Source organism: Microbispora sp. GKU 823, assembly GCF_002027145.1.
GTDB lineage: Bacteria > Actinomycetota > Actinomycetes > Streptosporangiales > Streptosporangiaceae > Microbispora > Microbispora siamensis.
In genome coordinates, this window is record NZ_MWJN01000029.1 from 1 (window position 1) to 23,843 (window position 23,843).

A 23,843-nucleotide genomic window follows, 5' to 3' on the forward strand; every position below is an offset into this window, starting at 1 on the left:
GTCCTTGGCGCCGAGCAGGGCCAGCAGCGCGCGCTCGCGGGCCGCCTCCGCCTCCCGCGCGGCCGCCCGCACCCGGCCGAGCGTGGTCGCGACGACCTGGGCGACGATGGCCGCCGCCGGGTCCTCGCCCTCCCAGCACACGTAGCCGTCCGGCCGGCCGCCGACCCGGATCACGGTCGCGTTGGCCGCCGGGTCGGCCAGGTCGGCGCACCGTACGCGACCCCGACGGAGGCGGACGCCGCGCGCAGGATGTCGTCCTCGCCCGCGCCCTCCATAGCGCCGAGGCCCTCGATGGCCTCGCGCGTACGGCGCAGCAGCAGCCCGGGGTCGGCGCGTACGGCCGCGCTGAGGCCGAGCACGGTGTCCGACAGCGAGTGGTCGGAGGCGCCGGCGAGCAGCGCGACCCCCTCCCGCCTGGCCAGCTCCACCATCTCCGGCGAGGTGCCCGAGGGGCCCGGCAGCACGATCCCGGCCAGGCCGCCGCGGCCGGCCAGGCGCAGCGCGTCGAGCACGTCGCACGACCGCATGGCGTGGCGGGACAGGATCGCCAGCGCGCCGGGGGCCGCCGAGGCCAGCTCGCGCATCTCGTCGACGAGGACGACGCTGCCGACCTCCCGGGCGTCCCAGGGCCCGGCGACGAGCGTCAGCCTGCGGCCCGCGGGCGTCCTGAGCAGGTCACTGACGCGGCGCATCGGGGGTCTCACCTTCGTCACGGGGATCGCGGGGAGCCGAGGAGGCCGGGGTGGTCAGCACCTCCTCCGCACGGTGACATGCCACCTTACGCCCCTCGACCTCACGCGCCTGCGGCGTCTCCTCCCGGCAGCGGTCCACCGCGAGAGGACAGCGCAGCCGGAACGGGCACCCCGTCGCCGCCGCGGCCGCCTCGGTCCGCCCGGCCGCGCGCGGCGGCTCGCCGCCCAGGCGCGGCACCGCGTCGCGCAGCGCCCGGGTGTACGGGTGGGCCGGGCGGGTGAGCAGTTCCATGGTCGGGCCCGACTCGACGACCCGCCCGGCGAACAGCACCGACGACGTACGGCACAGCCGCCCCACGACGCCGAGGTTGTGCGTGATGAGCAGGTAGCCGAGCCCGTGTTCGGCGGCCAGCCTCTCCAGCAGGTCGAGGATCCTGGCCTGCACCGTGACGTCGAGCGCGCTCGTGGGCTCGTCGAGCACCAGCAGGCGCGGCTCCACGGCCAGGGCGCGGGCGATGGCCACCCGCTGCCGCTGGCCGCCGGACATCTCGTGCGGCCTGCGGGCGGCGAGCGCGGGGTCGAGCCCCACGTCGGCGAGGAGCGCGGCGACCCGGTCCCGCCGCTCGGCCCTGGACATGCGGTGATGGGTGGTCAGGGCCTCGGTGATCGACGCCCCGGCCGTCATCCGGGGGTCGAGCGCCTCGCTGCCGTCCTGGAAGACCGGCTGCACGGCCCGGCGGAACTCGGCCCGGCCCGCCCTGCCGAGCCCGGCCAGGTCGCCGGCGCCGTACCGGACGACGCCGGATCGCGGGCGCATGAGGCCGAGCAGGGCGCGGGCGAGCGTGGTCTTGCCCGAGCCGCTCTCCCCGATCAGGCCCACGCCGCCCTCGTCCACGGCGAGGCTCACGTCGTGGACCACCGCCGTCGTGCCGTAGGCGAGGGTGACCCCCTCGGCGGCGAGCAGAGTCATGACCCCTCCGCGCGTTCTGGCAGTGCGGGCCCAGCGTCGGGTAGTGCGGGCACCGCGGCGATCAGCTCCTGGGTGTAGGGGTCGCGCGGCCGGGTGAACACCTCGGCGGCTGACCCGCTCTCCACCACGGCGCCGTCGCGCATGACCACGACCCGGTCGGCGATCGTGGAGACCAGCGCGAGGTCGTGGGAGACCAGCAGCACGGCGAGGCCGCGCTCGTCGCGCAGCCGCCGCAGCACCGCGACCACCTCGGCCTGCACGGTCACGTCGAGCGCGCTGGTCGGTTCGTCGGCCAGCACGACCTGCGCGCCGAGCGCCAGGGCGAGCGCGATGGCGAACCGCTGGGCCTGGCCGCCGGACACCTGGTGGGGGTAGCGGCGCAGGATCTCCGGGTCGAGCAGCACCGCGCGGACGCCCTCCTCGGCCCGCTCCCGCGCGTCCGCGCCCTTCACGCCGTGGCGGGCGAGCGCGCGGCGCATGAGCGTGCCCAGGCGCATGGTGGGGTTGAGCGCGGCCTGCGGGCTCTGCATCACCAGGGCGGCCCGCGACCCGCGGATGTCCCGCAGCCGCGCCGGGCTCGCCGTGAGCACGTCCACGTCGCCGACGGTGATCCGGCCGGAGACGTCGGCGCCGTGGACGAGGCCGAGCGTGCTGAGCAGGGTGGTGGTCTTGCCCGATCCGCTCTCGCCGACGATCGCCACGCACTCCCCCGCGGCCACGTCGAGTTCGGGGACCGACGCGATCACCCGGTCGCCGATCCTCACGACGAGGTCCCTCACGCTGATCAAACTCATGCGCCCTCCTCGCCTTCGGCTCGGAGTGGCATTCGCCAGACGCTGTGTTCATTGATTCGCTCGCTACGCTCGCTCATCGCGACAGCCTCGCCCTCAGCCCCTCGCCCAGCACGTTGAACGAGAACGCGGTGACCAGGATGGCGAGGCCGGGGAAGGTCACCACCCACCAGTCGGTGGTGAAAAGCGACTGGCCCTGCTGGACCATCAGCCCCCACTCGGAGGTCGGCTCGTGGGCGCCCAGCCCGAGGTACGACAGCGCGGCGGCGGTGAGGATGACCCCGCCGCCGTCCAGCGACAACTGGACCAGCACCGGCGTGAGCGAGTTCGGCAGCACGTGCCGCAGCACGATGAGCGGGGCGGGCACGCCCAGGCAGCGCGCGGAGTCGACGAAGCCCCGGGTGGCCACGGACGAGGCGACCGACGCCGTGAGCCGGGCGTACCACGGCCACCAGGTGACCGCGATCGCCACGATCACCGTGGTCACGCTGGGCTGGAGCACCACGGCGAGCGCCAGCGACAGCAGCAGCGCGGGGAAGGCGAGGAAGATGTCGGTCACCCGCATGATCACGTCGCGGGCCCAGCCGCCGGCGTACCCGGCGACCACGCCCAGGATGACGCCGGCCACGCCGCTGACGGCCAGCACCGCGACGGCGATCAGCAGCGAGGTGCGGGCGCCGAACAGGACCCGGCTGAGCACGTCGCGGCCGACCTGGTCGGTGCCGAACCAGTGGGCGCCGCTCGGCGGCAGCAGCGCCTCCAGGGGGTGCGTGGCCGAGCCGCCGTCCTCCGGGTAGGGGGCGATCCACGGCGCGAGCAGCGCCGCGAGCACGACGATGCCCAGCAGCACGGCCCCCGCCACCGCGAGGCGGTCCACTCCGGCCAGGCGCCGCAGCGGCGTACGGCGGAACACGGGCAGAGCGGGGGCCGTCACCGGGCCCTCACCCTCGGGTCGACCACGCCCTGGAGGAGGTCCACGGCGAGGTTGGCGATGACGTACAGCACGGCGACCAGCAGCGTGACCCCGGCGATGGCGGGGGTGTCGAGCGAGCGGATCGAGTCGGCGGCGTACCGTCCGAGGCCCGGCCAGTTGAACACGGCCTCCACGAGGAAGCCGTTCACGATCGAGTACGCGAAGACGAGCGCGATCAGCGACAGCACCGGGTTCAGCGCGGGCCGCAGGGCGAACCGGGTGAGCACCGCGGTCTCCCCGAAGCCGAGCGCGCGCTCGAGCCGGGCGTGGTCGCGTGACGACTCCTCGATGAGGGCGGCCCTGGTCATCTGGGCCACCACCCCGGCCGGGTACGCCGCGATCACCAGGGCGGGCAGCACCAGGTGCGACAGCGTGCTCGTGAGGATCGGCCAGTTGCCGGTGATCAGCGCGTCCACGGCGTGATGTTGGTGTAGAGGTGCAGCGGGCTGGTCCGGTCGAGCGAGGCGTCGTACTCCCCGGCGACGGGGAACCAGCCGAGCCCGCTGGCGAAGACCGTCTGCAGGGCCAGCGCCAGCCAGAACACCGGCACCGACACGGCCAGCATCGACGACAGCCGCACCGACAGGTCGGGCAGGCGGCCCTTGTAGCGGGCGGCGGCGATCCCCAGCGGGATGCCTGCGACCAGCGCGATGATCAGCGCCGCGCCCACGAGTTCCAGGGAGGCGGGGAACGCCTGGAAGAGGTCGTCGCGCACGGGCTGCCGGGTGTGCAGGCTGGTCCCCCAGTCGCCGCCCAGCAGGTCGCGCACGTAGTTCCACAACTGCACCGGCAGCGGGTCGTCCAGGCCGAACCGCCGCCGGGCCTCGGCGAGCTCGGCCGCCGTCGCCTTCGGCCCGGCGTACGCCACGGCCGGGTCGCCGGGCACCAGGCGCATGACGGCGAACGTGAGGACGATCACGCCGGCCACGACCAGGACGGCCTGGCCGAGCCGGCGGATCAGGTACCTCGGCATGATCAGGCGCCGGGCTTCAGGTCGTAGACGAACACCACGTTGGGGTAGGCCGGATTGTCCACGTACCCCTGGACCGACTTGGCGTAGGCCCGCTGGTAGTTCTGCACGTACGGCACGGCCACCGCCGCCTGCTCGTTAATGATCTTGTTCTGGAGGTCGGCGTACGCCTTCTCCGCCGCGGCCTTGTCGGTCGCGGTAAGCGCGGGCAGCTCGTCGATCTCCTTGTCGATCGCCGCGTCCTTCAGGTAGGAGAGGTTGAACTGCACGTTCTTCTCACCGTGGAAGACGTTGACGAACCACGAGTAGGCGTCGGCGTAGTCGGGGAACCAGTACATGATGAAAATGTCCTGGCGCTTCGACGGGTCCTTCGCCTTGCCCTGGTCCCACTGCGTGGTCCACTGCAGCGGCTTGGCCGACAGCTTCACGTTGAGCTTGTCGAGCGCCGAGGAGAGCAGCGTGACCAGCAGTTCCTGGTCGGAGTCCCCCTGGGCGTAGGTCAGCGTCAGGTCGAGCTGCTTGCCGCCGGGGCCGTACCCGGCCTCCTTGAGCAGCGCCTCGGCGCCCGCGAGGTCCTGCTTGGGCGTCATGCCGGGGATGTTGCCGAGCAGGCCCTCGGGGACCAGGCCGCTGGCGGCCACGCCCGAGCCCTTCATCGCCGCCACGAGGCCGTCGTAGTCGATCGCCTTCTGCAGGGCCTGGCGCAGCTTCACGTCCTTGAGCGGGCCGTCGGCCGTGTTGAACAGCACGAGCAGGTTCTGGAACGACGGCGTCTGCGAGGTCTGCACCGTGTCCGTGGCCCCCGCCTGGGCGAACAGCTGCGAGTTGAGCCGCTGGACGAACGACACCTCGCCGCGCTGCAGCAGCTGCCAGGCGGTGGTCAGCTCGGGCGTGACCCGGAAGGCGATCTTCTTGTAGTGCTGGCCGTCCCAGCCACCCCAGTAGCCGTCGAACGCCTTGAGCGTGAGCTCGGTCTCCTTGCCCTTCTGCCAGCTCTCGATCGTGTAGGGCCCGGAGCCCGCGTCATGGCCCTCGCCGAACCACTTCTTCAGGTCGCCGGAGGCGGCCGTGGTGTCGTAGATGTACGACGCGTAGCCGGCCGAGGCGACCAGGTCGAGCGGGGCGGGGTACTTGAGCGTGAACTCCAGCGTCGTGGCGTCCTTGGCCTCGATCTTGTCGACCGCGCCCCAGATGTAGGCCGCCCCCTGCCCCTCCTTGATCGTGCGCTCGATCGCCGCCTTGGCCGCGGCGGCGTCCACCGGCTTGCCCGTGTGGAACGTCGCGCCCTGGCGCAGGGTGAACGTCCACTTCTTGCCGTCCGAGGAGGAGGTCCACGAGGACGCCAGGCGGGGCTCGGCCTTCTTCGTCTGCGGGTTGTAGCGGGTCAGCGACTCGTAGATGTTCTCCATCGCGATGATCTCGTTGGAATACGAGCTCGCGGGGTCCCAGTCGGTGACGACGTCCAGGTTGGGGACGTACACGAACGTGCTGTCGGCCGAGCCTCCGGCCGAGCCGGCCGAGGAGCCGGGCTGCGGGGTGGAGTCGGCGGCGCCGCGGACCTGCCCGCCCGAGCAGGCCGCGGCGGTGACCGTCACGGCGGTCACGGCTCCCGCGGCGAGAAGACGCTTGTGCCAGCGCATGTGAGGGAGTTCCTTTCCTATCCGGCCTGCCGGGCGAGGGGGCCGGCGGCCTTGACGTGCAGGCGCACCGCGGGCTCAGGAAGGTAGCTGAGAGGGATCTCGCTGAGCTCGACGATCTGAACGGTTGCGGGGTCGGCCCCGGCGGCGACGGCCCGCGCGGCCGCCTCCTCCTTGGCGTTGTCGATCAATCTAGCCCTGGAGCTCCCGCCCCCAGAAGCGGGCACGATCGTTTCGAGCCTGCCGCTGGCGAGGGCGATGGCCGCGCCCACGGCGTTGGCCACCTCCGCGTGCGCCGGGCGGATGACCTCACGTGCCCCGGGCACGTGATCGGCCAGCAGGAACGCGCCGCCGCCGACCGCGACGAGCGGCCGGTCGGCCCGCCCGAGCGCCACGCGGTCCACCGCGTCCGCGACGGCCTCGTCGGCCGCCCGTACGGCCCCCGGCCAGGCGCTCGTACCACTCCTCGGGGACGGGACGGGTGCCGACCGTCCCCCGCCCGGCCGCCACCGCGGCGTCGGTCATGGTGGGGGTGGAGCCGCCGAAGACCAGCGCCTCCGTGCCGATCCGGTAGCCGACCGAGCGCGGCTCCGCCCCGACGATCGTGCCGCCGCCGAGCGCGATGGACAGGATGTCGGCATCCGGAAGTTGGTCGTCACCCCGCCGATCTCGACCGCCGCGGCGGACTCCCGGGGGAAGCCGCCCACGAGCACGCCGAGGTCGGTCGAGGTGCCGCCGACGTCGGCCACGATCGCGTCCGTCACGCCCGACAGGTACGCCGCTCCGCGCAGCGAGTTGGCCGGCCCCGAGCCGATGGTCAGCACCGGGTAGCGGGCCGCGTAGTCGACGGCCATCAACGTGCCGTCGTTCTGCGCGAAGTACGTCTCGACCTCCAGGCCCCTCGCCTCCAGGGCCCCGCGCAGCGCGGCGGTGACGTCGCGGGCCACGCCGTACAGGGCGGCGTTGAGCACGGTCGCGTTCTCGCGCTCCAGCAGGCCGAGCGAGCCGATCTCGTGGCTGAGGCTCACCGGCACGTCGCCGATCTCGGCACGGATGATCTCGGCGACCCGGTTCTCCTGGTCGGCGCTCGCCGGGCTGAACACGCCGGTGACGGCGATCGCGTCGGCCGGCGTGGTCGCCACGAACTTCCTGACCGCGTCCACGTCGAGAGGCGCGATCTCGCGCCCGTCCACGAAGTGCCCGCCGCGCACGATCGCGGTGCCCGCCGCGACGGTGTCGCGCAGGTCGTCGGGCCACTCGCTGAGCGGCGGCACGGACGTGGTCGCCGGGGCGCCGAGCCGCAGCACGGCCACCCGGCCGAGCGCGCGCCGCTCCAGGATGGCGTTGGTCGCGTGGGTGGTGCCGAGCATCACCCGCTTCACGCGCTTGTCCAGGCCCGGCTCGGGCAGCTCTGCGAGGACCGCGTCGAGCGCCGCGCGCAGGCCCTCGGTCACGTCGGGGCTGGTGGGCCGCTTGGCGGTGGCGAGGACCCGGTCGTCGTCGTCCAGCACCACCGCATCGGTGTTGGTGCCGCCCACGTCGATGCCGACCCGCAAGGTGTTACTCATGCGATCTTCTCCACCGGCAGGTAGTCCATGTCGTAGCCGAACGCCCGCGGGCCCGCCGTCTCCAGGCCCTTCGGCGTACGCCACAGGGGGTCGCAGGGCCAGGCCAGCACGGTCACCCGCTGGCCGTAGCGCAACCCCTCGGTCTGGATCGCCGTCGCCGTCTGGCTGTCGACCACCGTGATCAGGTCGGGCACCATGGCCCTGACCCGGCCGTCCTCGACGGCGACGAGGTTCTCGTTCTGGATCTCCAGGGTGAGCGTCCTGCCCCGGTCGTCGCCGGTGCCCTCGATCGTCGCCGTGCCCCGGGCGAACCCTCCGGTGGTCCTGCGCTCCAGGTCGGCCAGCTTGCCGGTGATCAGCCGTACCGCGCCGAGCTCGGCGGTCAGGGCGGCCAGCGGGTCGGCGGCGCCCTCGGTCGCCCGGCCGACCGCGATCGCCCGGGTCACCGTGCCCTCGATCACCGCGCCCGCGCACTCCCGCGCGGTCAGCACGTAGTCGGCCATCAGTGCGCTCGACCCCGCGGCCACGCAGACGGCCCGCGCGATCTGCTCCGACCACAGGCCGTCGATCGGCCGGATCGTCACGACGTTGCCGACGACGTCGGACATGACCACGAGGTTGGCCGGGATCCCGGCCACGTACATCGAGACCATCTGGACCTCGGGGAAGGCCCGGCCCATCGCGTCGGCGTCGAGCAGCGGCAGCCCGAGCCTGGCCGCCCAGGCCACCGGGGCGACGCCGTTGCCGCCGCCGATCTCCGAGGACATGACGGCGGCGGGCGGCCGGCCGAAGATCCGTTCGATCTCCTCGGCGATCCTGACCGGCTCGTCCGTGCCGTGGACCATCTCGTTGCTGACAGTGGGGGCGCCGATCCCCGACAGCGGCAGCACGAGGGCGTCGCCGGGCAACTCGTCCAGGGTGACCAGCGGCACCTCGCCGTGCTCGCGTATAGCGCGCCGGGCGGCGATGGCGCCGGGACGGACGTCCCCGCCGCCGCCGGTGCCGAGCACGGCGCAGCCACGGGCCAGCGCGGCGACATCCTCCAGTGTGATGCGGGCCTGCATGCGGGGAGCCTTCACCACCGGACGGTCCCGCCTCAATGTCGCCAACGACCATCGATGCGGCATTTGTTGTCGTATCACGACAATCCGGGGATGCCTTCCTGGTGCAGGGCGGTCAGCTCGGCCCCCCGCCGACGGCCGGGCCGAAGGCTCCCGGACGGGCGGGCTGGTCCGGCCGCTCATGTCGCCGCCCGCGCCCGGTAGACGTTCCGGGTGTCGCACGAGCGCCCGCGACCGAATTGAGAAGTGTCATAAATTTCTGGGATTTATCACGAATCAATTCTCGCATTCTCCCATTTGCATGGCGCCGGAATTGGGTACGGTGGAATTCGGTGACCGGATTCGTGCCTGTGGGAGGGCGAGGATGGACCCGCTGGTGCTCGCCGCGGCGACCGCGATGGTGACCGCGATGACGACCGAAGGCTGGCAGCAGGCCCGCGAGGCGGTGGTCGCACTTTGGCGGCGGGTGCATCCCGAGCGGGTGCCGGCGGTCGAAGCCGAGCTGGAGGAGACGCGTGCGGAGATGGTCATCGCACGTCAAGCGGGCGATCGGCAGGCCGAGCAGGGCCTGGTCGACGACTGGCAGCGCAAGCTGCGGCGACTGCTGGCCGCCGACCCGCGACTGGGTGACGAGCTGCGCCGGATCCTGGACCAGGAGCTGACTCCGTTGCTGCCCGCGGCCGAACAGTCCCAGGTCCGCGACATCACCATGACGGCCAGGGCATACGGGCACGGGCGCGTGTTCCAAGCGGGCCGGGACCAGCACATCGACGAGAAATGACCCGGCCGTCCCAGCGTCCGGCGGACCACGAGCACGCCGGTCCCGATTTCCACGCCGAGGTTTCCGGCGCGGGCCGGGTTTACCAAGCAGGCCGGGACCAGCACTTCTACTATCAGGACGGAGTCCGGCACCGGCGAAAAGCCCAGACAGGCGAGGTTATCGACCACTGCCCCTATCCGGGGTTGGCCGCGTTCGGGCCCGAGCAGGCCCGCTGGTTCTTCGGCCGGGACCGGCTGCTGGCGGAGCTGACAGAGCGGCTGGATGAGCATGCACGGCGCGGCGGCCCGCTGATGGTGGTGGCTCCCTCAGGGGCGGGCAAGTCATCGCTGCTGCGAGCCGGTTTGATGCCCGCCCTGGAGGACGGCGCCCTTCCCGGGTCGAGGCACTGGCCTCGGTTGTCGTTCACGCCCACGGCCCAGCCGATGGCGGCGTTGACGACGAACCTGGAGGCGTGTGCCGGCCTCGGGCCGGAGCAGGCGGGTCAGGCGACCGCGGCGGACCCGGACCTGTGCGCGCGGATGCTGCGCCAGGCACTGCGAACCCGGGCCGCTGGTCAGGACGCTGTCGGGGCACGCATGGTCGTGGTCGTCGATCAGTTGGAAGAACTGTTCACGCAGTGCGCGGACGAGTCCGAACGGCACCGCTTCGTCGATCTGATCACCCACCTGGCCGCCCCCGGCCCTGATGGAACCCCTCCTGTCGCGCTGGTCGTCTGCGGTTTGCGCTCGGACTTCTACACCCCGTGCGCCGGCTACCCCCCGCTACGGGCCGCATTGCAGGACGGGCAGGTGTTCGTCGGGCCGATGTCGCAGGACGAACTGCGCGAGGCGATCCTGTACCCGGCCAGGGACGTGGAGCTGGACGTCGAGCCGGGGCTGGTCGAACTCCTGCTCAGCGACATGGGGGCCGGCTCCGGCGACGGATACGAGGCCGGGCGTCTCCCGCTGCTGGCCCACGCGCTGCGCACCACCTGGCAGCAGCGGCACGGCCACCGGCTGACCGTGGACGGCTACCGGGTCACCGGAGGCATCCAGCAAGCCGTGGCCACCACCGCCGAACGCATCTTCACCGGGTTGGACTCGGCGGATCGGCAGACCGCCCGGGCCCTGTTCCTGCGCCTGGTCGCCATCGGCGACGGCGTCGAAGACACACGGCGCCGCGTGACCCGCAACGATCTCCTCAGCTCGGGCGTCGACCGCGGCTCGGCCACAGTGGTCGTGGACGCTTTCACCCAAGGTCGCCTGCTCACCCGCAACCAGGACTCTGTCGAGATCACCCACGAGGCGCTCCTGCACGGCTGGCCCCGGCTACGCGATTGGATCAACGACGACCGCGTCGGCCACCTGACCCATCAGAAGCTGGAAGAAGCGGCAACCGAGTGGGAACGCAAGGGCCGTGATCCCTCCCTGCTGTACCGAGGGGCCCACCTGGAGACCACACGGGCCTGGGCCACCACCCGATCGCATCATGTCCTCACCACCACCGCGCGAGCGTTTCTGGCCGCGTCCACCCGGCTGCGGCGGCGTACCCAACGCCTGCGCACCGGAGCCGTCGCCATCCTCGCCGTGCTCGCCCTGGCCGCCAGCACGGCAGCCGTGTTCGCGGTCGACCAGAACAACAGGGCACACGAACGCGAGCGGATCGCCACGGCTCGGCAGGCGGCAGCCGTTTCGGAATCCTTGCTGAGCACTCGCGCCGATGTCGCCCAGCTCCTCGCTGTCCAGGCGTACCGCCTGGACCAGAACCCGCAGACTCGCGCCGCGCTGTTCCACTCGCGCACGGCCACCCCTCACCTGATGCGATACCTGTACGCGACCGGGTATGTGACGACGATCGCCGCGTCCGGGGACGGAAACGTGATCGTGGCGGGTACGCAGGAGGGTGAGGTTCTGCGGTGGGATGTCGAGGCTCGCGATCGGAAGGTCGTGGCCCGGCTCGCCGGGCGGGTCAGGAGTGTCGGCGTTGACGGCTCGGGCGATCAGATCATCGCCACCGACGGCAAGACGATCACTCGGTGGCGATCCGGGCGGTCCGCAGAACCGCTTCCCCTGCCGCCGCGGGGCGGCACCCCCGTGTCCGTCGGTGTTTCACCCGACGGCGAACTTGTGGTCGTCGCCCAGGAGGGCGAAACCATCGATGCGGCGTTTCTGAGCGTCATAGCCGCCGATTCCAACCGATGGTTGACGAAGAACACGCAACAGGCCCCGGACCGAATCGCGTTTCCCAGTTCGTCCGAAGTAGTGCTGCTCGATCTCGCCTACGGATACTGGGAGCGGCGCACCCTGCCCGAGCTGACGACGAAGGCATCCGGTTCGTTGGGGTTCGGGATCTACAACCTGGCGTCAGGGCTCTCACCGGACGGCACGTTCATCAGCTACACCAACGGGGAAACCACCGTTCCCCTCTGGGCGGCACGTGCGAATGCCGATCCCGACCGGTTTGACCACCCCGATCGCACCGCTCTGGTCGAGGGCAGCAGCCCGAACGCGCTCGCGATCAGCCGGAACGGAACGCGGCTGGCCGTCGCCGACACCAGCACCATCTATGTCGCCGCTACTCGAACCGGGAAAGGATCCGCACCCCAGCCGCCCATCGCCTTGACCGGCAACGGGTCCGTGAACGACGGAATCCTGCTTTTCCTCGGAGACCGCGACAGTCGTCTGGTCTCGGCCTCCGACGATCGGCTCACCCTGTGGGATCTCGACAAATCATCGTTGTTCCGGGTGCATGGACAGGTCACGGTCGACGGAGCATGCAACGGCTGCCGGGCGCCTTCGATCGCGATCAGGCCGGACGGGCGACAGGCCGCCGTGGTGAGCGGCACCGGAGGGTCGGTGGCGCTGAAGAACCTGGGTTCACCTGATCAGCCCTTCGTCATTCCGGGTGGCGGGACGGCTCCGCTGTGGAGCCCCGATGGCCGGAAGTTGTTGTTGTTCAACGAGGTGGACGAAACCATCGAGATTCGAACACCTGACGATCCCGACCCGATCGCCCGCTGGCCGTCGCCGGACGATCCCGTATGCCACATGGCATGGTCGAACGATGCCAGAAATATCATGGAGTTCCACACGTCCGGCCGGATACTGGTCCGCGACATCTCCACGGGAAGCATCTTGCGGACAGTGCCTACCTTGAACCTCCGAAGTTGCCCCCTCAGCGTCGCCATGAACGGCCGGACGATGACCGCGGCGATCATCGTCGGAGTCGAACCCGAAGACAAGAATGAAGCATTCTTCATAGACCTGCGGCGCGGAACAGTCAGGAAAATATCCGAAGGCGCTTGGCGAGTTGCCTATGCCGGCGATCGCACCTTGATCCAGTACATCGACGACCGTCTGGAAGTGCGGGATTCCGAAGCCCGCAGGATTATCCGTTCGCTCCCGGGAGACGATCGTTACATCGGAGAAGTCGTCTCCAACGGCAAGAATCTCGTGATACGCCGGCGTTCTGATTCCACGGCCGTAATCACCGACATCGACTCGGGCAGCATGTTGGGCGTCGTCCAACTGTCCGAGGAATCACCCTACCGAAAGACGGGCATGGCCTTCACTCCAGACGGCCTGACGCTTGTCATGGTGACGGAACCAGCGGATGGAAATCAGACCGAGTTCCGCGAGTTCCCCATCTCAGAAGATTCATGGATCCGTACGGCGTGTCAGGTCGCCGGCCGGACGCTCTCCCAAGCGGATTGGGAGCGGTACATCGGCGGCCCCGCGCCGGAGCTTCCGGCGTGTGCGCCGGGAACCTGAGGACGCGCTCACCGGAGTGCTCCGGCGGCAGGGCCGGAAAGGCGGCGCTCAGCGCAGCGGGTCGAACTCCCGCAGGGCGGCGGGCTGCTTGCCGGTGGTGATCTGCTCGGCGAGGAGCCGTCCGGTGGCCGGGCCGTGGGCCAGGCCCCACATGCCGTGCCCGCCGGCCACGTAGATCCCCGGGGCGTCGGTCGCGCCGATCAGGGGCCGTCCGTCCGGCGTGACCGGCCGGGGGGCCGACCCAGACGTCGGTGCGTTCCTCCCAGCGCACCCCCCGCAGCAGGGGGCGGGCCGAGGCGATGATCGCCTTCAGCCGGGCCTCGACGGCCGGAGCGTCGGGGTCGCGGAATTCCATCGTGCCCGCGACACGCAGCCCGCCCTGGTAGGGCGTGCACGCCACCCGCACGTCCGGCAGGTAGATCGGGCCGGGGACGGGGTGGTCGACCGGCACGGTGAACGAGTAGCCGCGCCCGGCCTGTACGGGGACGCGTACGCCCCAGCGGCCGGCCAGCCGGGACAGCCAGGCGCCGGTGGCCAGCACCACGGCGTCGGCGGACAGGGCGGCGCCGTCCCCGGCCACCACGACGACCTTCTTGGTGTCCGTGCGCACGTCGGCGACCTCGTGCTTCTCGACGGTGGCGCCCCGGGCGACGACGGCCTCGCCCAGGGCGTGGACGAAGCGGCCGGGGTCGATGTAGCGCTGCCCGTCGATCCGCACGCCCGCGGTGAGGGCCTCCGAGGCGAGCGGCACGGCCTCGGCCAGTCGCCGCGCGTCCAGCGCGGTGTGGTCCACCGGCTGCCCGGCCTCGGCCATCCGGCGCAGTTCGCGGAGCAGCCCCTCGGCCTGGCGCGGCGTACGGAACCCCGCGGTGATCGGCGCGTCCTCGACGGGGGCGGCCACGCCGTTGCCGGCGAGCACCTCGTACGCCTCGATGCACTCCTCGTTGAGCGGCAGGTTGGCCCGCACCGCCCTGGTCCACGACGACCACCGGCAGTTGGCGGCGAAGCGGGTCAGGAACGCCCACAGTCCCGGATCGACGGTCGCCGGGACGTGCAGCGGCGCGGCCGGGTTGAGCAGCGAGCGCAGGCCGTAACGCAGCACGGAGGGCTCGTTCAGCGGGATGGCCAGGCCAGGCGCGATCCAGCCCGCGTTGCCCCAGGACGCGCCGGCCGCCACGCCCCGGCGGTCGACCACGGTGACCTCCACACCGCGTTCCTGCAGGAACCACGCGGTGGACAGGCCCACGATCCCCGCGCCCACCACGATGACCGACCGCGGCCAGTCGTCAACGCGCTCGGACATGCCCCAACCTCCACACCAGGCGACTGCTAACCCGGTCAGCATCGCCCGTTCGGCGCCGCGGACCGTTGTAGCGGCCGCACAATCACCGGGCCCCTGTTGTGGATTTCGGACAACCGCTTATTCGTCCTCGGCGGCCAGAGTGATGACCATGGCGAGGCGCTTGCGCGGGTCGTCCAGGTTCAGTGAGGTCACCTCGCTCATCCTGCGCAGGCGGTTGCGGACGGTGTTGGCGTGCACGCCGAGCCGTTCGGCGGCGACCGCGAGATCGCCCTGGGCCTCCAGCCACGCCCGTAACGTCGCCACGTAGTGGGTGTCGTGGAGGGCGTCGTGCCGGCGCAGCGCGCTCACCGGTCCGCGTGCGGGGACGCGGCCCGCGCGCGCCGCGGCGCGCAACCGCTGCAGCAGGATGTCGTCCCAGGACTCGTCGTACGCGGGCGGCCCGCTGGGCGGCACGGCGTGGGAGGCGTCCCTCTCGTGCAGCGCCAGGCACTCCTCCGCCTCCCGGCGGCTCGCCGGCAGCTCGGCCGCCTGGGCCGCCGCGCCGATTCCGGCCGCGACGCGCACCCGCGACGGCAGCCCCGCGCCCAGGTTGGCCACCCATTCCCGGGCCGCCGCCGCCCCCGCGTCCGGCAGGATCGTGTAGAGCGTGTCGCCGAGCAGCGTGCTCCTCCCGGGCCTGGACCAGCCGAAACCGGTGGTGGCCCGCTCGAAGGCCAGCAGGAGCATGGCGTGCGGCTCCTCGGAGGTGAGCGTGCGCACGGCCACCACCCGCATCTCCGGCGCGGACAGCCCCAGGCGGCTGACCACGGTCGCGGCGTCGGCGGTGCCCTCCAGCAGCCGGACGACCAGGTCGGACTCCACCTGCCGTTCCAGGTCCGCGCTCGCCCGGGAGCGCAGCAGGTGCAGCGCCACGGTGCGCGCGCCGTTCGCCAGCGCGGTGTGCCGCGTGCCGGTCAGGGGGCTGCCGCAGGTCACCCATACGGAGCCGAGCAGCTCGCGGCCGGCCCGCACCGCCACCACCATCCGCCCGGTCATGCCGTGCGACGGGTCCGGCTCGACGAAGATCGGCTCGTCCGTCGCCGCCAGGCGGGCGAACACCCCACGCGCACGGAACATCTCCCGCAGCCGCTCCGGCACCTGCCGCACCAGGATCGTCTCCAGCCGGGCCGGGTCGCCCGCCTGCTGGGAGCGGGAGTACGCGAGCACCCGCGAGAGCGGGTCCTCGATCGTCACCGCGCCGCCGACGGTGTCGGCCAGGCTGTCGGCCAGCGCGAACAGGTCCGTGGGCCCCCGCCCCGACTCGGTCTCCCGCCCTTCCAGCACCAGTCCGTAGACCACCCCGACGAGGTGGCTCCACGAGACGGCGGGGTCGACCAGCATCACCGACACGTCGTGGCTCTCGCCGGCCACGGCCGCCTCGCGGGCGGTCTCGGCTCCCGCCCGCACCAGGACCACCGTGGCCTGCGCCGCGACCGCCCACCGCACCGCCTCGGTCACCGACCCGGCTCCCACGGCCACGAGCACGTCACCGGTGACCCGGCCGTCGGTGGCGTCCGGCATCGCCACGCTGCGCAGCCGCGCCGAGCGCCGCTCGGGCCGCCCGCACAGCCGCACGCCGTACGCGCCCAGCACGTTGACCAGGCGATCCAACGTGATCATGCGCTACTCCTGCCGCAGGGCGCGACGGATGTTCCCGTACCGGACCCGTGGAAGGCCGAAGGCCCGGTCTCCGTTTCCGGAGGCCGGGCCTTCGACTCTTGGTAGCGGGGACAGGATTTGAACCTGCGACCTCTGGGTTATGAGCCCAGCGAGCTACCGAACTGCTCCACCCCGCGTCGTTGTGTTTGAAGCTTACCCGCCACCGGAGACAAGTGCCAAATCGTTTGTGGAGTCAGGCGAGTTCGTACGTCCAGCCGGAGGCGAGGGAGGAGGAGACCGCGACCTCGCCACCGGAGCGGGTGACGGTGAACGTGGCGGCCTCGCCGGCGACAGGGCGGCCCGCGAACGACCAGAGGCCCGGTCTCCGTTTCCGGGGACCGGGCCTCTGACTCTTGGTAGCGGGGACAGGATTTGAACCTGCGACCTCTGGGTTATGAGCCCAGCGAGCTACCGAGCTGCTCCACCCCGCGTCGGCTCTACGAGGTTATCCCGGTATCGGGCGGGAGGCAAACCGGAGCCCCGCGCCCGTGGGGACGCGGGGCTCCGGAAGGGCTCAGCCGCTCGGTGTGGGGCTGGGAGTCGCACCGGCCGGCGGACTCCCGCTCGCACTCGGACTGGCGCTCCCACTCGGGGCGGGAGACGCCGTCGCAGCGGGAGACGCCGTCGCGGCGGGCGTCCCGCCCTTCAGCTTGGCCAGGTCGTCCAGCGCCTTCTTCAGCGAGGTCTGCGCGTCGCCGTACGCCTTCCAGTCGGGCGGGTTCGCCGACAGCGCCTTCTGCGAGTCGTCGTACGCCCGCTGGGCCCGGTCGAGCGCCGACGTCAGCGCCGACGAGTTCTCCGGCGGAGTTACCTGCCCTGGTGGCTGGTTCGGCGTCTGCTCGGGCGGTGTCGCCACGGTGCCGCCGAACACCTGCTCCAGCGCGTTGCCGAGCGTGGGGCCGAAGCCGACCTTCTCGCCGTACAGCACGAGCACCCGGCGGAGGGTCGGATACTTGCCCGAGGTCTCCGCACGCGGCTGGATGTAGACCGGCTCGACGTACAGCAGGCCGTTGCCGAACGGCAGCGTGAGCAGGTTGCCGTACAGCACGTCGGTGCCGCCGCCCCGCAGCAGGTTGAGCTCGGTCGACACCGTGGTGTTCGACTCGAACAGGTTCTGCGCCTGTGGCGGACCCTGGATCGCGGTCGTGCTCGGCAACTGGAGGATCTCCAGTGGCGGGTTCGGCGTGGCGGCCGTCGCGTCGACCGCCATGAACGCCGCCATGTTCTGCCGCTGGTTGGGCACGAACGTGGTCGTCAGCGAGAAGCGCTCGGTCTCGCTGCCCGGCATCTTCATCGTCACGTAGTACGGCGGCTGCTTGCTCTTGCCGGTCGCCGGGTCCTCGGGGACCTTCCAGAAGTCCTGGCCGCCGAAGAACGCGTTGGCGTCGGTGACGTGGTAGGAGGTGAGAATCTCCCGCTGGGCCTTGAACAGGTCGGCCGGGTAGCGCAGGTGGGCGCGCAGCGCCTGGCTGATCTGCGACGCCGGCTTGACGACCCCGCCGAAGGCCTTCTCCCAGGTCTTCAGCACCGGGTCGGACTCGTCCCAGGCGTACAGGGTCACCGTGCCGTCGTAGGCGTCCACGGTCGCCTTGACCGAGTTGCGGATGTAGTTGATCTCGTCCCTGGGCACCTGCGGCACGCCGAGGCGGCTCGACTGCACGTCGGTGGTCAGCGACTCCAGGCTCTTGCGCTCGGAGTAGGGGTAGGAGTCGGAGGTCGTGTACGCGTCCACGATCCACACGATCCGCCCGTCCACCACGGCCGGGTACGGGTCGCGGTCCAGCGTGAGGAACGGCGCGACCTGCTGGATGCGCTCCACCGGCTCGCGGTTGTAGAGGATGCGGGACTCGGAGTTGATGTTCGAGTTCAGCAGCAGGTTGGTCTCGCCGTACTTCACCGCGTAGAGCAGGCGGCGGAAGAAGTTCCCGATCGAGACGCCGCCCTTGCCCTCATAGGTGCTGTTGACCTGGCCCGTGTTGTTCTGCTGGTCGGCGCCCGGCTGTCCCTGCTGCGGGTAGTCGAGCTCGATCTTCTTGCCCGACTTCGGACCGCCGACGATCGAGTAGTCGGGCGAGTTCTCGCCGAAGTAGACGCGGGGCTCGTAGTCGCCGAGGTCGCCGACCGGCGGGATGTCGCGCTCGCTGAACTCCGGCAGGCCGCTGCTGTCCACCTTGTTGCCGGGCGCGGCGACGAAGCCGAAACCGTGCGTGTAGACCAGGTGGTCGTTGATCCAGTTGCGCTGCCCGTCCGGCGGGCGGCCGATCTCGCGGACCGCCACCACCGTGTCGCGCGGCTTGCCGTCGACGGGATACCTGTCGATGTCGAGTTGCTCGGGGAACTGGTAGTAGCCCTTGATCTGCTGCTTCTGCTGGAACGTCGGCGACAGCAGGCTCGGGTCGAGCAGGCGCATGCCGGGGATGGCCGACGCCTCGGTCTGCAGCACGGAGGCGTCGGTGTCGGTCTTGGCGCTGTACTCCGTGACCTTCGCCGTGTCGACTCCGTAGGCTTTTCGGGTCGCGTCGATGTTGCGCTGGATGTACGCCTGCTCCTTGCTCTGCTGGTTCGGCTTGACCTGGAACTGCTCGACCAGCGAGGGATACACGGTGCCGATCAGGACCGCCGACAGCACCAGCAGCCCGAACGCCACGCCCGGGAACATCCCGCCCGGCCTGATGACGCCGGCGAAGAAGATCAGCGCGCAGATGAGGGAGATGACCGCGAGGATCCCCTTGGCCGGGAGCACCGCGTGCACGTCGGTGTACGACGCGCCGAAGACCTTGCCGCGGTCGGAGAAGACCAGGCTGTACCTGTCGAGCCAGTAGGCCGCGGCCTTGAGCAGGACGAACACGCCGAGCAGCACCGACAGGTGCGCCCTGGCGGCCCGGGTGGCGTGCACCCCGCCCGGCGAGGAGATCCGGAACCCGCCGTACAGGTAGTGCACGACCACGGCCGCGATGATCGACAGGACGACGGCCGTGAACAGGAAGTTCAGCAGCATCCGCAGGAACGGGATCGTGAACACGAAGAACGACAGGTCGAGGCCGAACTGCGCGTCCTTCTCGTTGAAGGGCGTGCGGTTCACGAACTGCAGCCAGGTCTTCCACTGTCCGGCCGTGGACGAACCCGTGAACAGGGCCAGCACGCCCAGGCCGACCAGGAAGACCAGCCGCCGGTGGGGATCGAGGGCCACCCGGTAGCGGTCGGCGCCCTGCGGCGCCCCGAACATCCCCGGCCCGAACATCGGGCGGGTGCGGTGCGCGAGCACCATGTTGCCGCCCACGATGGCGATCATCAGGGCGGCGCCCACGACGAACAGCACCACCTGGGTGAGCAGCATCGTGGAGAACACCGAGGAGAAGTTCACCGAGTCGTACCAGAGGTAGTCGGTGTAGATCCCCGAGAAGACCAGCAGTAACACGACGATCGCCACGACGGCGATCAGCACGGGTATCAGAAGGCGCGGCCGTCGGGGCAAGCGCACCGCCCGTCCGGCTCCGGGGCTCCGGAAGCTCAACGCTCAACCCCTTGTCTCAGATTGGCAGGGCCATGATTGTCAGAGGGCAACGGTCCGTGCTTGGAAACCTACACTGCGACCGGCGTGGTCGTGGTAACAGATCTGATCGTTCTCGTGACGCCCTCCCGCCTCAAGACGGGCAGGTCACGGCCCCGCGCCCGCGGCGTACGCTCAGCCGGCCGGGCAGGCGGGGACCTCGCCCGAGTGATCGCGCAGGGCGTCGATCGCCTTGATCGCGCCGTCCAGCGTCTCGACCCGCACCAGGCGCAGCCCGGCGGGCGCGGCCTTGACGGCGTCGGCGCAGTTGCCGGCGGGCGTGAGAAAGACCGTGGCGCCGGCCCGGCGCGCGCCCACCATCTTCTGCTCGATGCCGCCGATCGGGCCGACCTGGCCGGCCGGGTCGATCGTGCCGGTGCCCGCGATCGACATGCCTCCCGTGAGCGCCCCCGGCGTCAGCTTGTCGTAGATGCCCAGCGAGAACATCAGGCCCGCGCTCGGCCCGCCGACCTCGCCGACGCTGATGTCGACCTTGAACGGGAACCGGTAGCCCGAACGCATCTGGACGCCGACCTTGGACTTGCCGTCCTTGCCCGCCACGGTGCCGACCTGCACCTGCGTCGAGGCGCCGGCGCGCCTGACCGTGAACGTCACCTGCTCGCCGGGCTTGTGGCTCTGCACGGACGACGCGACGGACGTGAGCTCGCCCACCGCCGTCCCGTCCACCGCCGTGATCTCGTCACCCGGCTTGAGCTTCCCGTCGGCCGGCGCCCCCTTGTCGGTCTGCGCGACCGTGACCACCTTCTCGATGGGGATCTTGAGCGCGTTCAGCGCGGCGGCGGTGGCCGACTGCTGCGAGTCGGTCATCTCCTGCGTGTTCTGCTCCGCGACCTGCTGGGCCGAGGTGGACTTCGGGAACAGCGTCTCCTCGGGCACCACGGCGACCGTCGGGTCGAGCCAGCCGCGCAGCGCGGTGAGCAGGTCGAGACGGTTGTCGGGCCCGCCCTGGTAGGCGACGGTGACCAGGCTCAGCCTGCCCTGTGTGGGATAGGTCTCATGGCCCGAGATCGTGACAACCGGTTTGCCCTTGACGTCCCCGATCGTGTTCTCGGTGGGGCCGGGGCTCAGCACGACGTACGGCACCGGCAGCATGGCGCCGATCACGGCCAACGCGAGCGCGAGGAAACCCGCGACCAGCAGGGTCAGAGCGCGTCGGGACATGGACGAACTCTATGCGTTCCGGGCTCCTGGCATTCCGCGGGCGCTAATCGCAGGCGCCGACCCACTCGGCGTCCCCGTCGGCGAACACCTGGTGCTTCCAGATGGGCACCTCGTGCTTGAGGTCGTCGATCAGCCTGCGGCAGGCCTCGAACGCCTCACCGCGGTGGGGACAGGCGGCCGCCACGACGACGGCGATCTCCCCCAGGCGCAGGTCGCCCACCCTGTGGACGGCCGCCAGCGCCGTCACCTGGTGGTCGGTCGCCACCTTCTCCGCGACCCTGCGCAGGTGCTCCTCCGCGGACGGGTGCGCCGAGTACGACAGGAGCGTCACCGGCCTGCCGCCGTCCTGCTCGCGTACGGTGCCGACGAAGACCGCCGTGCCCCCGGCGGCGTGGTCCTCCACCGCGCCCAGCACCTCGTCCACGGACAGCGGGGTGTCGCGAATGCCCAGCAATCGGATGACGTCCACGTTCCCGAGATTAGTACCTGAGCCCGATCAGGTGCGGCGCTTCCGCCGGGCGGCGCGGACGATCGCGGCCGTGCCGATGACCGCGACGGTCGCGCCCGCGGCGGTGATCGTGGCCTCCTTGCCCGACAGGCGGCGGCCGACGACCGCGTGCCTGCCCTCGGACAGTTCGAGCAGTTCCCGCAGGGCCGCCTCGTTGGTCCAGGCCGGCTTCCAGCCCGCCTCCCGCAGCGCCACGCCGTCGACCACCCACGGATAGACCACGTAGTGCAGGTCGGTCGCGGCGGTCGGCGTGATGCCGAGCCGGTGCAGCCGCTGTGCGGTGCCGAACGTCACACCCGCCGGCAGCTCGAACCGCTTCAGGCCGGAGATCTCCTCCACCTGCTCCATCTCCAGCCAGCCCTCGGAGCCGACCGCCACGACCCCGCCAACCCGGCCCAGGGCGGCGGCCTCCAGCGCGGACACCAGGTCGTCGACGTGGCAGAACTGCCAGCGCGGCAGGCAGCCCTTCACGACCAGCAGCCGGGGCGCCTCGAAGTGGCGGGTGATGACGGTGTCGACGCCCGGCCCGACCAGGGCGGCGGGCCGCAGCACGGTCACCTCCAGGCCGGGATGCGCCCGCAGCGACCGCCGCACCAGGGCCTCGATCTCCAGGTGATCGCCCACCAGGCCGGTGTCGGGCTCGGCCGCTACCGGGGCGTCCTCGGGCAGGGGCACCGGGTTGTCGGCGGCGGCGCCGTACACCATCGCGCTCGTCACCAGCACGACCCGCCGCACTCGGGCCGCGGCGCAGGCCGTGAGCACGGTCTGGGCGGCGCGCAGGTTGTAGCGGCGGCGCTCGGCGGGATCGGTGTCGAGCGACTCGTCCGTGCCGAGATGCACCAGGACGTCCACGTCGGAGATCCGGTTCGCCAAGAGCGGATCACGAATGTCGAGAACCCGCCAGGTGACGTCCGGGACGTCGCCGCGCTGCTCGTCGATGGCCACCACGCGGCGGAAATCCGCAGACGAGGCCACCTTTGCGAGGAACGCCCGGCCGAGACCGGAGGCGGCGCCGGTGACGGCGACGACGGGGGGACGCAGGCGTTTCGAGGTAGCACGAGGTCCTCACTTTGCACTGATCCGCCCCACGGCGGATAACGTGGCGGATGTGGACTCCTCCATCCTGCACGAGGTGGCGCGGTGACTGACCTGCCAGGTCGCGAAAACGACCCCAACGACAATCCGTTCGCCATGTTCGGCAGCCCGGAGCAGATCGCCGCGGCCATGCGGCAGTTCGCCGACATGCTGTCCGCCTCACCGGAGGCCGGGCCCGTCAACTGGGACATGGCGAAGAACATCGCACGGCACGCCGTGGTCGCCGAGGGCGATCCGAGCGTCATGGAGGGCGAGCGACGCCAGATCGTCGAGGCCCTCAACCTGGCCGACCTGTGGCTCAACGAGGTGACCACGCTGCCGAGCGGCGTGACCACCCCGCAGGCCTGGAGCCGGTCGGAGTGGATCGAGAAGACGATCCCGGTCTGGAAACAGCTGTGCGATCCCGTCGCCGCCCAGATGGTGGAGACGATGGGCGGCACGCTCGGCGGGGCGGGGCTGCCGCCCGAGGCGCAAGCCATGGCCGGGCCGCTCATGGGCATGCTCAGGCAGATGGGCAGCATGATGGTCGGCCAGCAGATCGGCCAGGCCCTCGGCTCGCTCGCCCGCGAGGTGGTCGGCTCCTCCGACATCGGCCTGCCCCTGTCGGACACCGCCGCCCTGCTGCCCGGAGGCGTCGCCGCCTTCAGCAGCGGCCTGGAGACGCCCTCGGACGAGATCCGTCTCTACCTCGCGCTGCGCGAGGCGGCGCACCACCGGCTCTTCCAGCACGTCCCGTGGCTGCGGGCGCACCTGCTCGGCGCGGTCGACGAGTACGCCCAGGGCATCACGGTGGACGTGTCCGCCCTGCAGGACAAGCTCCAGGGGCTCGACCTCAGCGACCCGGAGCGCATCCAGGAGGTCCTGGGCGGCGGCGAGCTGCTCAAGCCCGAGGAGACCGAGCGGCAGAAGGCCGCGCTCTCCCGGCTGGAGACCGCGCTCGCGCTGGTCGAGGGCTGGGTGGCCACGGTGGTCGACGCCGCCGCGGAGGGCAAGCTCCCGTCCGCCGCGGCGCTGGCCGAGACCGTACGGCGCCGCCGTGCCACCGGCGGCCCGGCCGAGCGGACCTTCGCCACGCTGGTGGGCCTGGAGCTGCGCCCGAGACGGCTGCGTGAGGCGGCCGCCCTGTGGAAGGCCCTGGGCGACGAGCGCGGGATCGAGGGCAGGGACGCCGTCTGGGGTCACCCCGACCTGATGCCCACCGCGGACGACCTGGACAACCCCGAGTCGTTCGTGAAGGGCGAGGCCGAGTTCGACCTGTCCGCGCTGGAAGAGCCCAAGGAGCCCGGCTCCGGCGGGGAGACCGGCGAGTAGGGTT

18 protein-coding genes, 2 tRNA genes and 1 pseudogene are annotated in these 23,843 nt (G+C 71.4%); 3 read left to right on the forward strand and 18 right to left on the reverse strand.

Annotated elements, in window-relative coordinates:
* Positions 1-170: 170 nt before the first annotated feature.
* The 10 genes from B1L11_RS17260 to B1L11_RS17295 form a co-directional block, all read right to left on the reverse strand.
* A complete protein-coding gene (locus B1L11_RS17260; RefSeq protein ID WP_079315434.1) occupies positions 171-692 on the reverse strand; it encodes a hypothetical protein in 522 nt (173 codons plus the stop codon).
* Positions 676-1,662, reverse strand: coding sequence for an ABC transporter ATP-binding protein (locus B1L11_RS17265; RefSeq protein ID WP_079315435.1), 987 nt, complete (start codon positions 1,660-1,662; stop codon positions 676-678). The genes B1L11_RS17260 and B1L11_RS17265 overlap by 17 nt, the downstream gene beginning before the upstream one ends.
* Positions 1,659-2,456 carry an ABC transporter ATP-binding protein gene (locus B1L11_RS17270; protein WP_079315436.1) on the reverse strand — a complete coding sequence of 266 codons (798 nt, stop codon included), beginning with the start codon at positions 2,454-2,456 and terminating at the stop codon, positions 1,659-1,661. Before B1L11_RS17270 ends, B1L11_RS17265 begins: the two co-directional genes overlap by 4 nt.
* A 73-nt stretch (positions 2,457-2,529) precedes the next feature.
* A complete protein-coding gene (locus B1L11_RS17275) occupies positions 2,530-3,387 on the reverse strand; it encodes an ABC transporter permease (RefSeq protein ID WP_079315437.1) in 858 nt (285 codons plus the stop codon).
* Positions 3,384-3,842 (reverse strand): ABC transporter permease, encoded by a 459-nt coding sequence (locus tag B1L11_RS51075; protein WP_256862633.1) that lies wholly within the window; start codon positions 3,840-3,842, stop codon positions 3,384-3,386. Before B1L11_RS51075 ends, B1L11_RS17275 begins: the two co-directional genes overlap by 4 nt.
* Positions 3,830-4,399, reverse strand: coding sequence for an ABC transporter permease (locus tag B1L11_RS51080; RefSeq protein ID WP_256862634.1), 570 nt, complete (start codon positions 4,397-4,399; stop codon positions 3,830-3,832). Before B1L11_RS51080 ends, B1L11_RS51075 begins: the two co-directional genes overlap by 13 nt.
* A 2-nt stretch (positions 4,400-4,401) precedes the next feature.
* Positions 4,402-6,036 carry an ABC transporter substrate-binding protein gene (locus B1L11_RS17285; protein WP_079315438.1) on the reverse strand — a complete coding sequence of 545 codons (1,635 nt, stop codon included), beginning with the start codon at positions 6,034-6,036 and terminating at the stop codon, positions 4,402-4,404.
* A gap of 17 nt (positions 6,037-6,053) precedes the next feature.
* The gene (locus B1L11_RS51085; RefSeq protein WP_256862635.1) at positions 6,054-6,428 is read right to left on the reverse strand and encodes a hypothetical protein; all 375 of its coding nucleotides are present in this window, start codon (positions 6,426-6,428) and stop codon (positions 6,054-6,056) included.
* Between the two features lie 126 nt (positions 6,429-6,554).
* The gene (locus B1L11_RS17290) at positions 6,555-7,601 is read right to left on the reverse strand and encodes a hydantoinase/oxoprolinase family protein (RefSeq protein WP_256862636.1); all 1,047 of its coding nucleotides are present in this window, start codon (positions 7,599-7,601) and stop codon (positions 6,555-6,557) included.
* Positions 7,598-8,680, reverse strand: coding sequence for a DUF917 domain-containing protein (locus B1L11_RS17295; RefSeq protein ID WP_239109317.1), 1,083 nt, complete (start codon positions 8,678-8,680; stop codon positions 7,598-7,600). The genes B1L11_RS17290 and B1L11_RS17295 overlap by 4 nt, the downstream gene beginning before the upstream one ends.
* Before the next feature lie 346 nt (positions 8,681-9,026).
* Between B1L11_RS17295 and B1L11_RS17300 the strand changes: the two genes are divergently transcribed.
* The gene (locus B1L11_RS17300) at positions 9,027-9,443 is read left to right on the forward strand and encodes a hypothetical protein (protein ID WP_079315440.1); all 417 of its coding nucleotides are present in this window, start codon (positions 9,027-9,029) and stop codon (positions 9,441-9,443) included.
* Positions 9,440-13,192, forward strand: coding sequence for an NACHT and WD repeat domain-containing protein (locus B1L11_RS17305; protein WP_079315441.1), 3,753 nt, complete (start codon positions 9,440-9,442; stop codon positions 13,190-13,192). Before B1L11_RS17300 ends, B1L11_RS17305 begins: the two co-directional genes overlap by 4 nt.
* Before the next feature lie 48 nt (positions 13,193-13,240).
* Here the strand turns inward: B1L11_RS17305 and B1L11_RS17310 are convergent.
* The 8 genes and pseudogenes from B1L11_RS17310 to B1L11_RS17345 all read right to left on the reverse strand — a co-directional run bounded on the left by B1L11_RS17310 (position 13,241) and on the right by B1L11_RS17345 (position 22,474).
* A pseudogene (locus B1L11_RS17310) lies at positions 13,241-14,495 on the reverse strand (NAD(P)/FAD-dependent oxidoreductase).
* Positions 14,496-14,612: 117 nt separating this feature from the next.
* Positions 14,613-16,154, reverse strand: a complete 1,542-nt coding sequence (locus B1L11_RS17315; RefSeq protein ID WP_079315442.1) for a CdaR family transcriptional regulator — start codon at positions 16,152-16,154, stop codon at positions 14,613-14,615.
* Between the two features lie 99 nt (positions 16,155-16,253).
* Positions 16,254-16,330: transfer RNA gene (locus B1L11_RS17320), tRNA-Met, on the reverse strand.
* 217 nt (positions 16,331-16,547) lie between these two features.
* A tRNA-Met gene (locus B1L11_RS17325) sits at positions 16,548-16,624 on the reverse strand.
* An 83-nt stretch (positions 16,625-16,707) separates the two neighbouring features.
* Positions 16,708-19,638, reverse strand: coding sequence for a UPF0182 family protein (locus B1L11_RS17330; protein ID WP_306291670.1), 2,931 nt, complete (start codon positions 19,636-19,638; stop codon positions 16,708-16,710).
* A 240-nt stretch (positions 19,639-19,878) separates the two neighbouring features.
* A complete protein-coding gene (locus B1L11_RS17335) occupies positions 19,879-20,925 on the reverse strand; it encodes a PDZ domain-containing protein (protein WP_079315444.1) in 1,047 nt (348 codons plus the stop codon).
* A 43-nt stretch (positions 20,926-20,968) separates the two neighbouring features.
* On the reverse strand, positions 20,969-21,394 hold the full coding sequence (locus B1L11_RS17340; RefSeq protein WP_079315445.1) for a molybdenum cofactor biosynthesis protein MoaE: 426 nt from the start codon (positions 21,392-21,394) through the stop codon (positions 20,969-20,971).
* 27 nt (positions 21,395-21,421) lie between these two features.
* Positions 21,422-22,474: an NAD-dependent epimerase/dehydratase family protein gene (locus tag B1L11_RS17345; RefSeq protein WP_079315446.1), complete on the reverse strand. Its 1,053-nt coding sequence runs from the start codon at positions 22,472-22,474 to the stop codon at positions 21,422-21,424.
* A gap of 99 nt (positions 22,475-22,573) precedes the next feature.
* On the opposite strand from B1L11_RS17345, the gene B1L11_RS17350 reads away from it, so the two are divergent.
* Positions 22,574-23,839 (forward strand): zinc-dependent metalloprotease, encoded by a 1,266-nt coding sequence (locus tag B1L11_RS17350; RefSeq protein ID WP_372974687.1) that lies wholly within the window; start codon positions 22,574-22,576, stop codon positions 23,837-23,839.
* Positions 23,840-23,843 lie beyond the last annotated feature (4 nt).

Coding starts and splice junctions, on each gene's coding strand:
- B1L11_RS17260 (WP_079315434.1), bottom strand. CDS start 692: ATGCGCCGCGTCAGTGACCTGCTCAGGACGCCCGCGGGCCGCAGGCTG.
- B1L11_RS17265 (WP_079315435.1), bottom strand. CDS start 1,662: ATGACTCTGCTCGCCGCCGAGGGGGTCACCCTCGCCTACGGCACGACG.
- B1L11_RS17270 (WP_079315436.1), bottom strand. CDS start 2,456: ATGAGTTTGATCAGCGTGAGGGACCTCGTCGTGAGGATCGGCGACCGG.
- B1L11_RS51080 (WP_256862634.1), bottom strand. CDS start 4,399: ATGCCGAGGTACCTGATCCGCCGGCTCGGCCAGGCCGTCCTGGTCGTG.
- B1L11_RS17285 (WP_079315438.1), bottom strand. CDS start 6,036: ATGCGCTGGCACAAGCGTCTTCTCGCCGCGGGAGCCGTGACCGCCGTG.
- B1L11_RS17290 (WP_256862636.1), bottom strand. CDS start 7,601: ATGAGTAACACCTTGCGGGTCGGCATCGACGTGGGCGGCACCAACACC.
- B1L11_RS17300 (WP_079315440.1), top strand. CDS start 9,027: ATGGACCCGCTGGTGCTCGCCGCGGCGACCGCGATGGTGACCGCGATG.
- B1L11_RS17305 (WP_079315441.1), top strand. CDS start 9,440: ATGACCCGGCCGTCCCAGCGTCCGGCGGACCACGAGCACGCCGGTCCC.
- B1L11_RS17315 (WP_079315442.1), bottom strand. CDS start 16,154: ATGATCACGTTGGATCGCCTGGTCAACGTGCTGGGCGCGTACGGCGTG.
- B1L11_RS17335 (WP_079315444.1), bottom strand. CDS start 20,925: ATGTCCCGACGCGCTCTGACCCTGCTGGTCGCGGGTTTCCTCGCGCTC.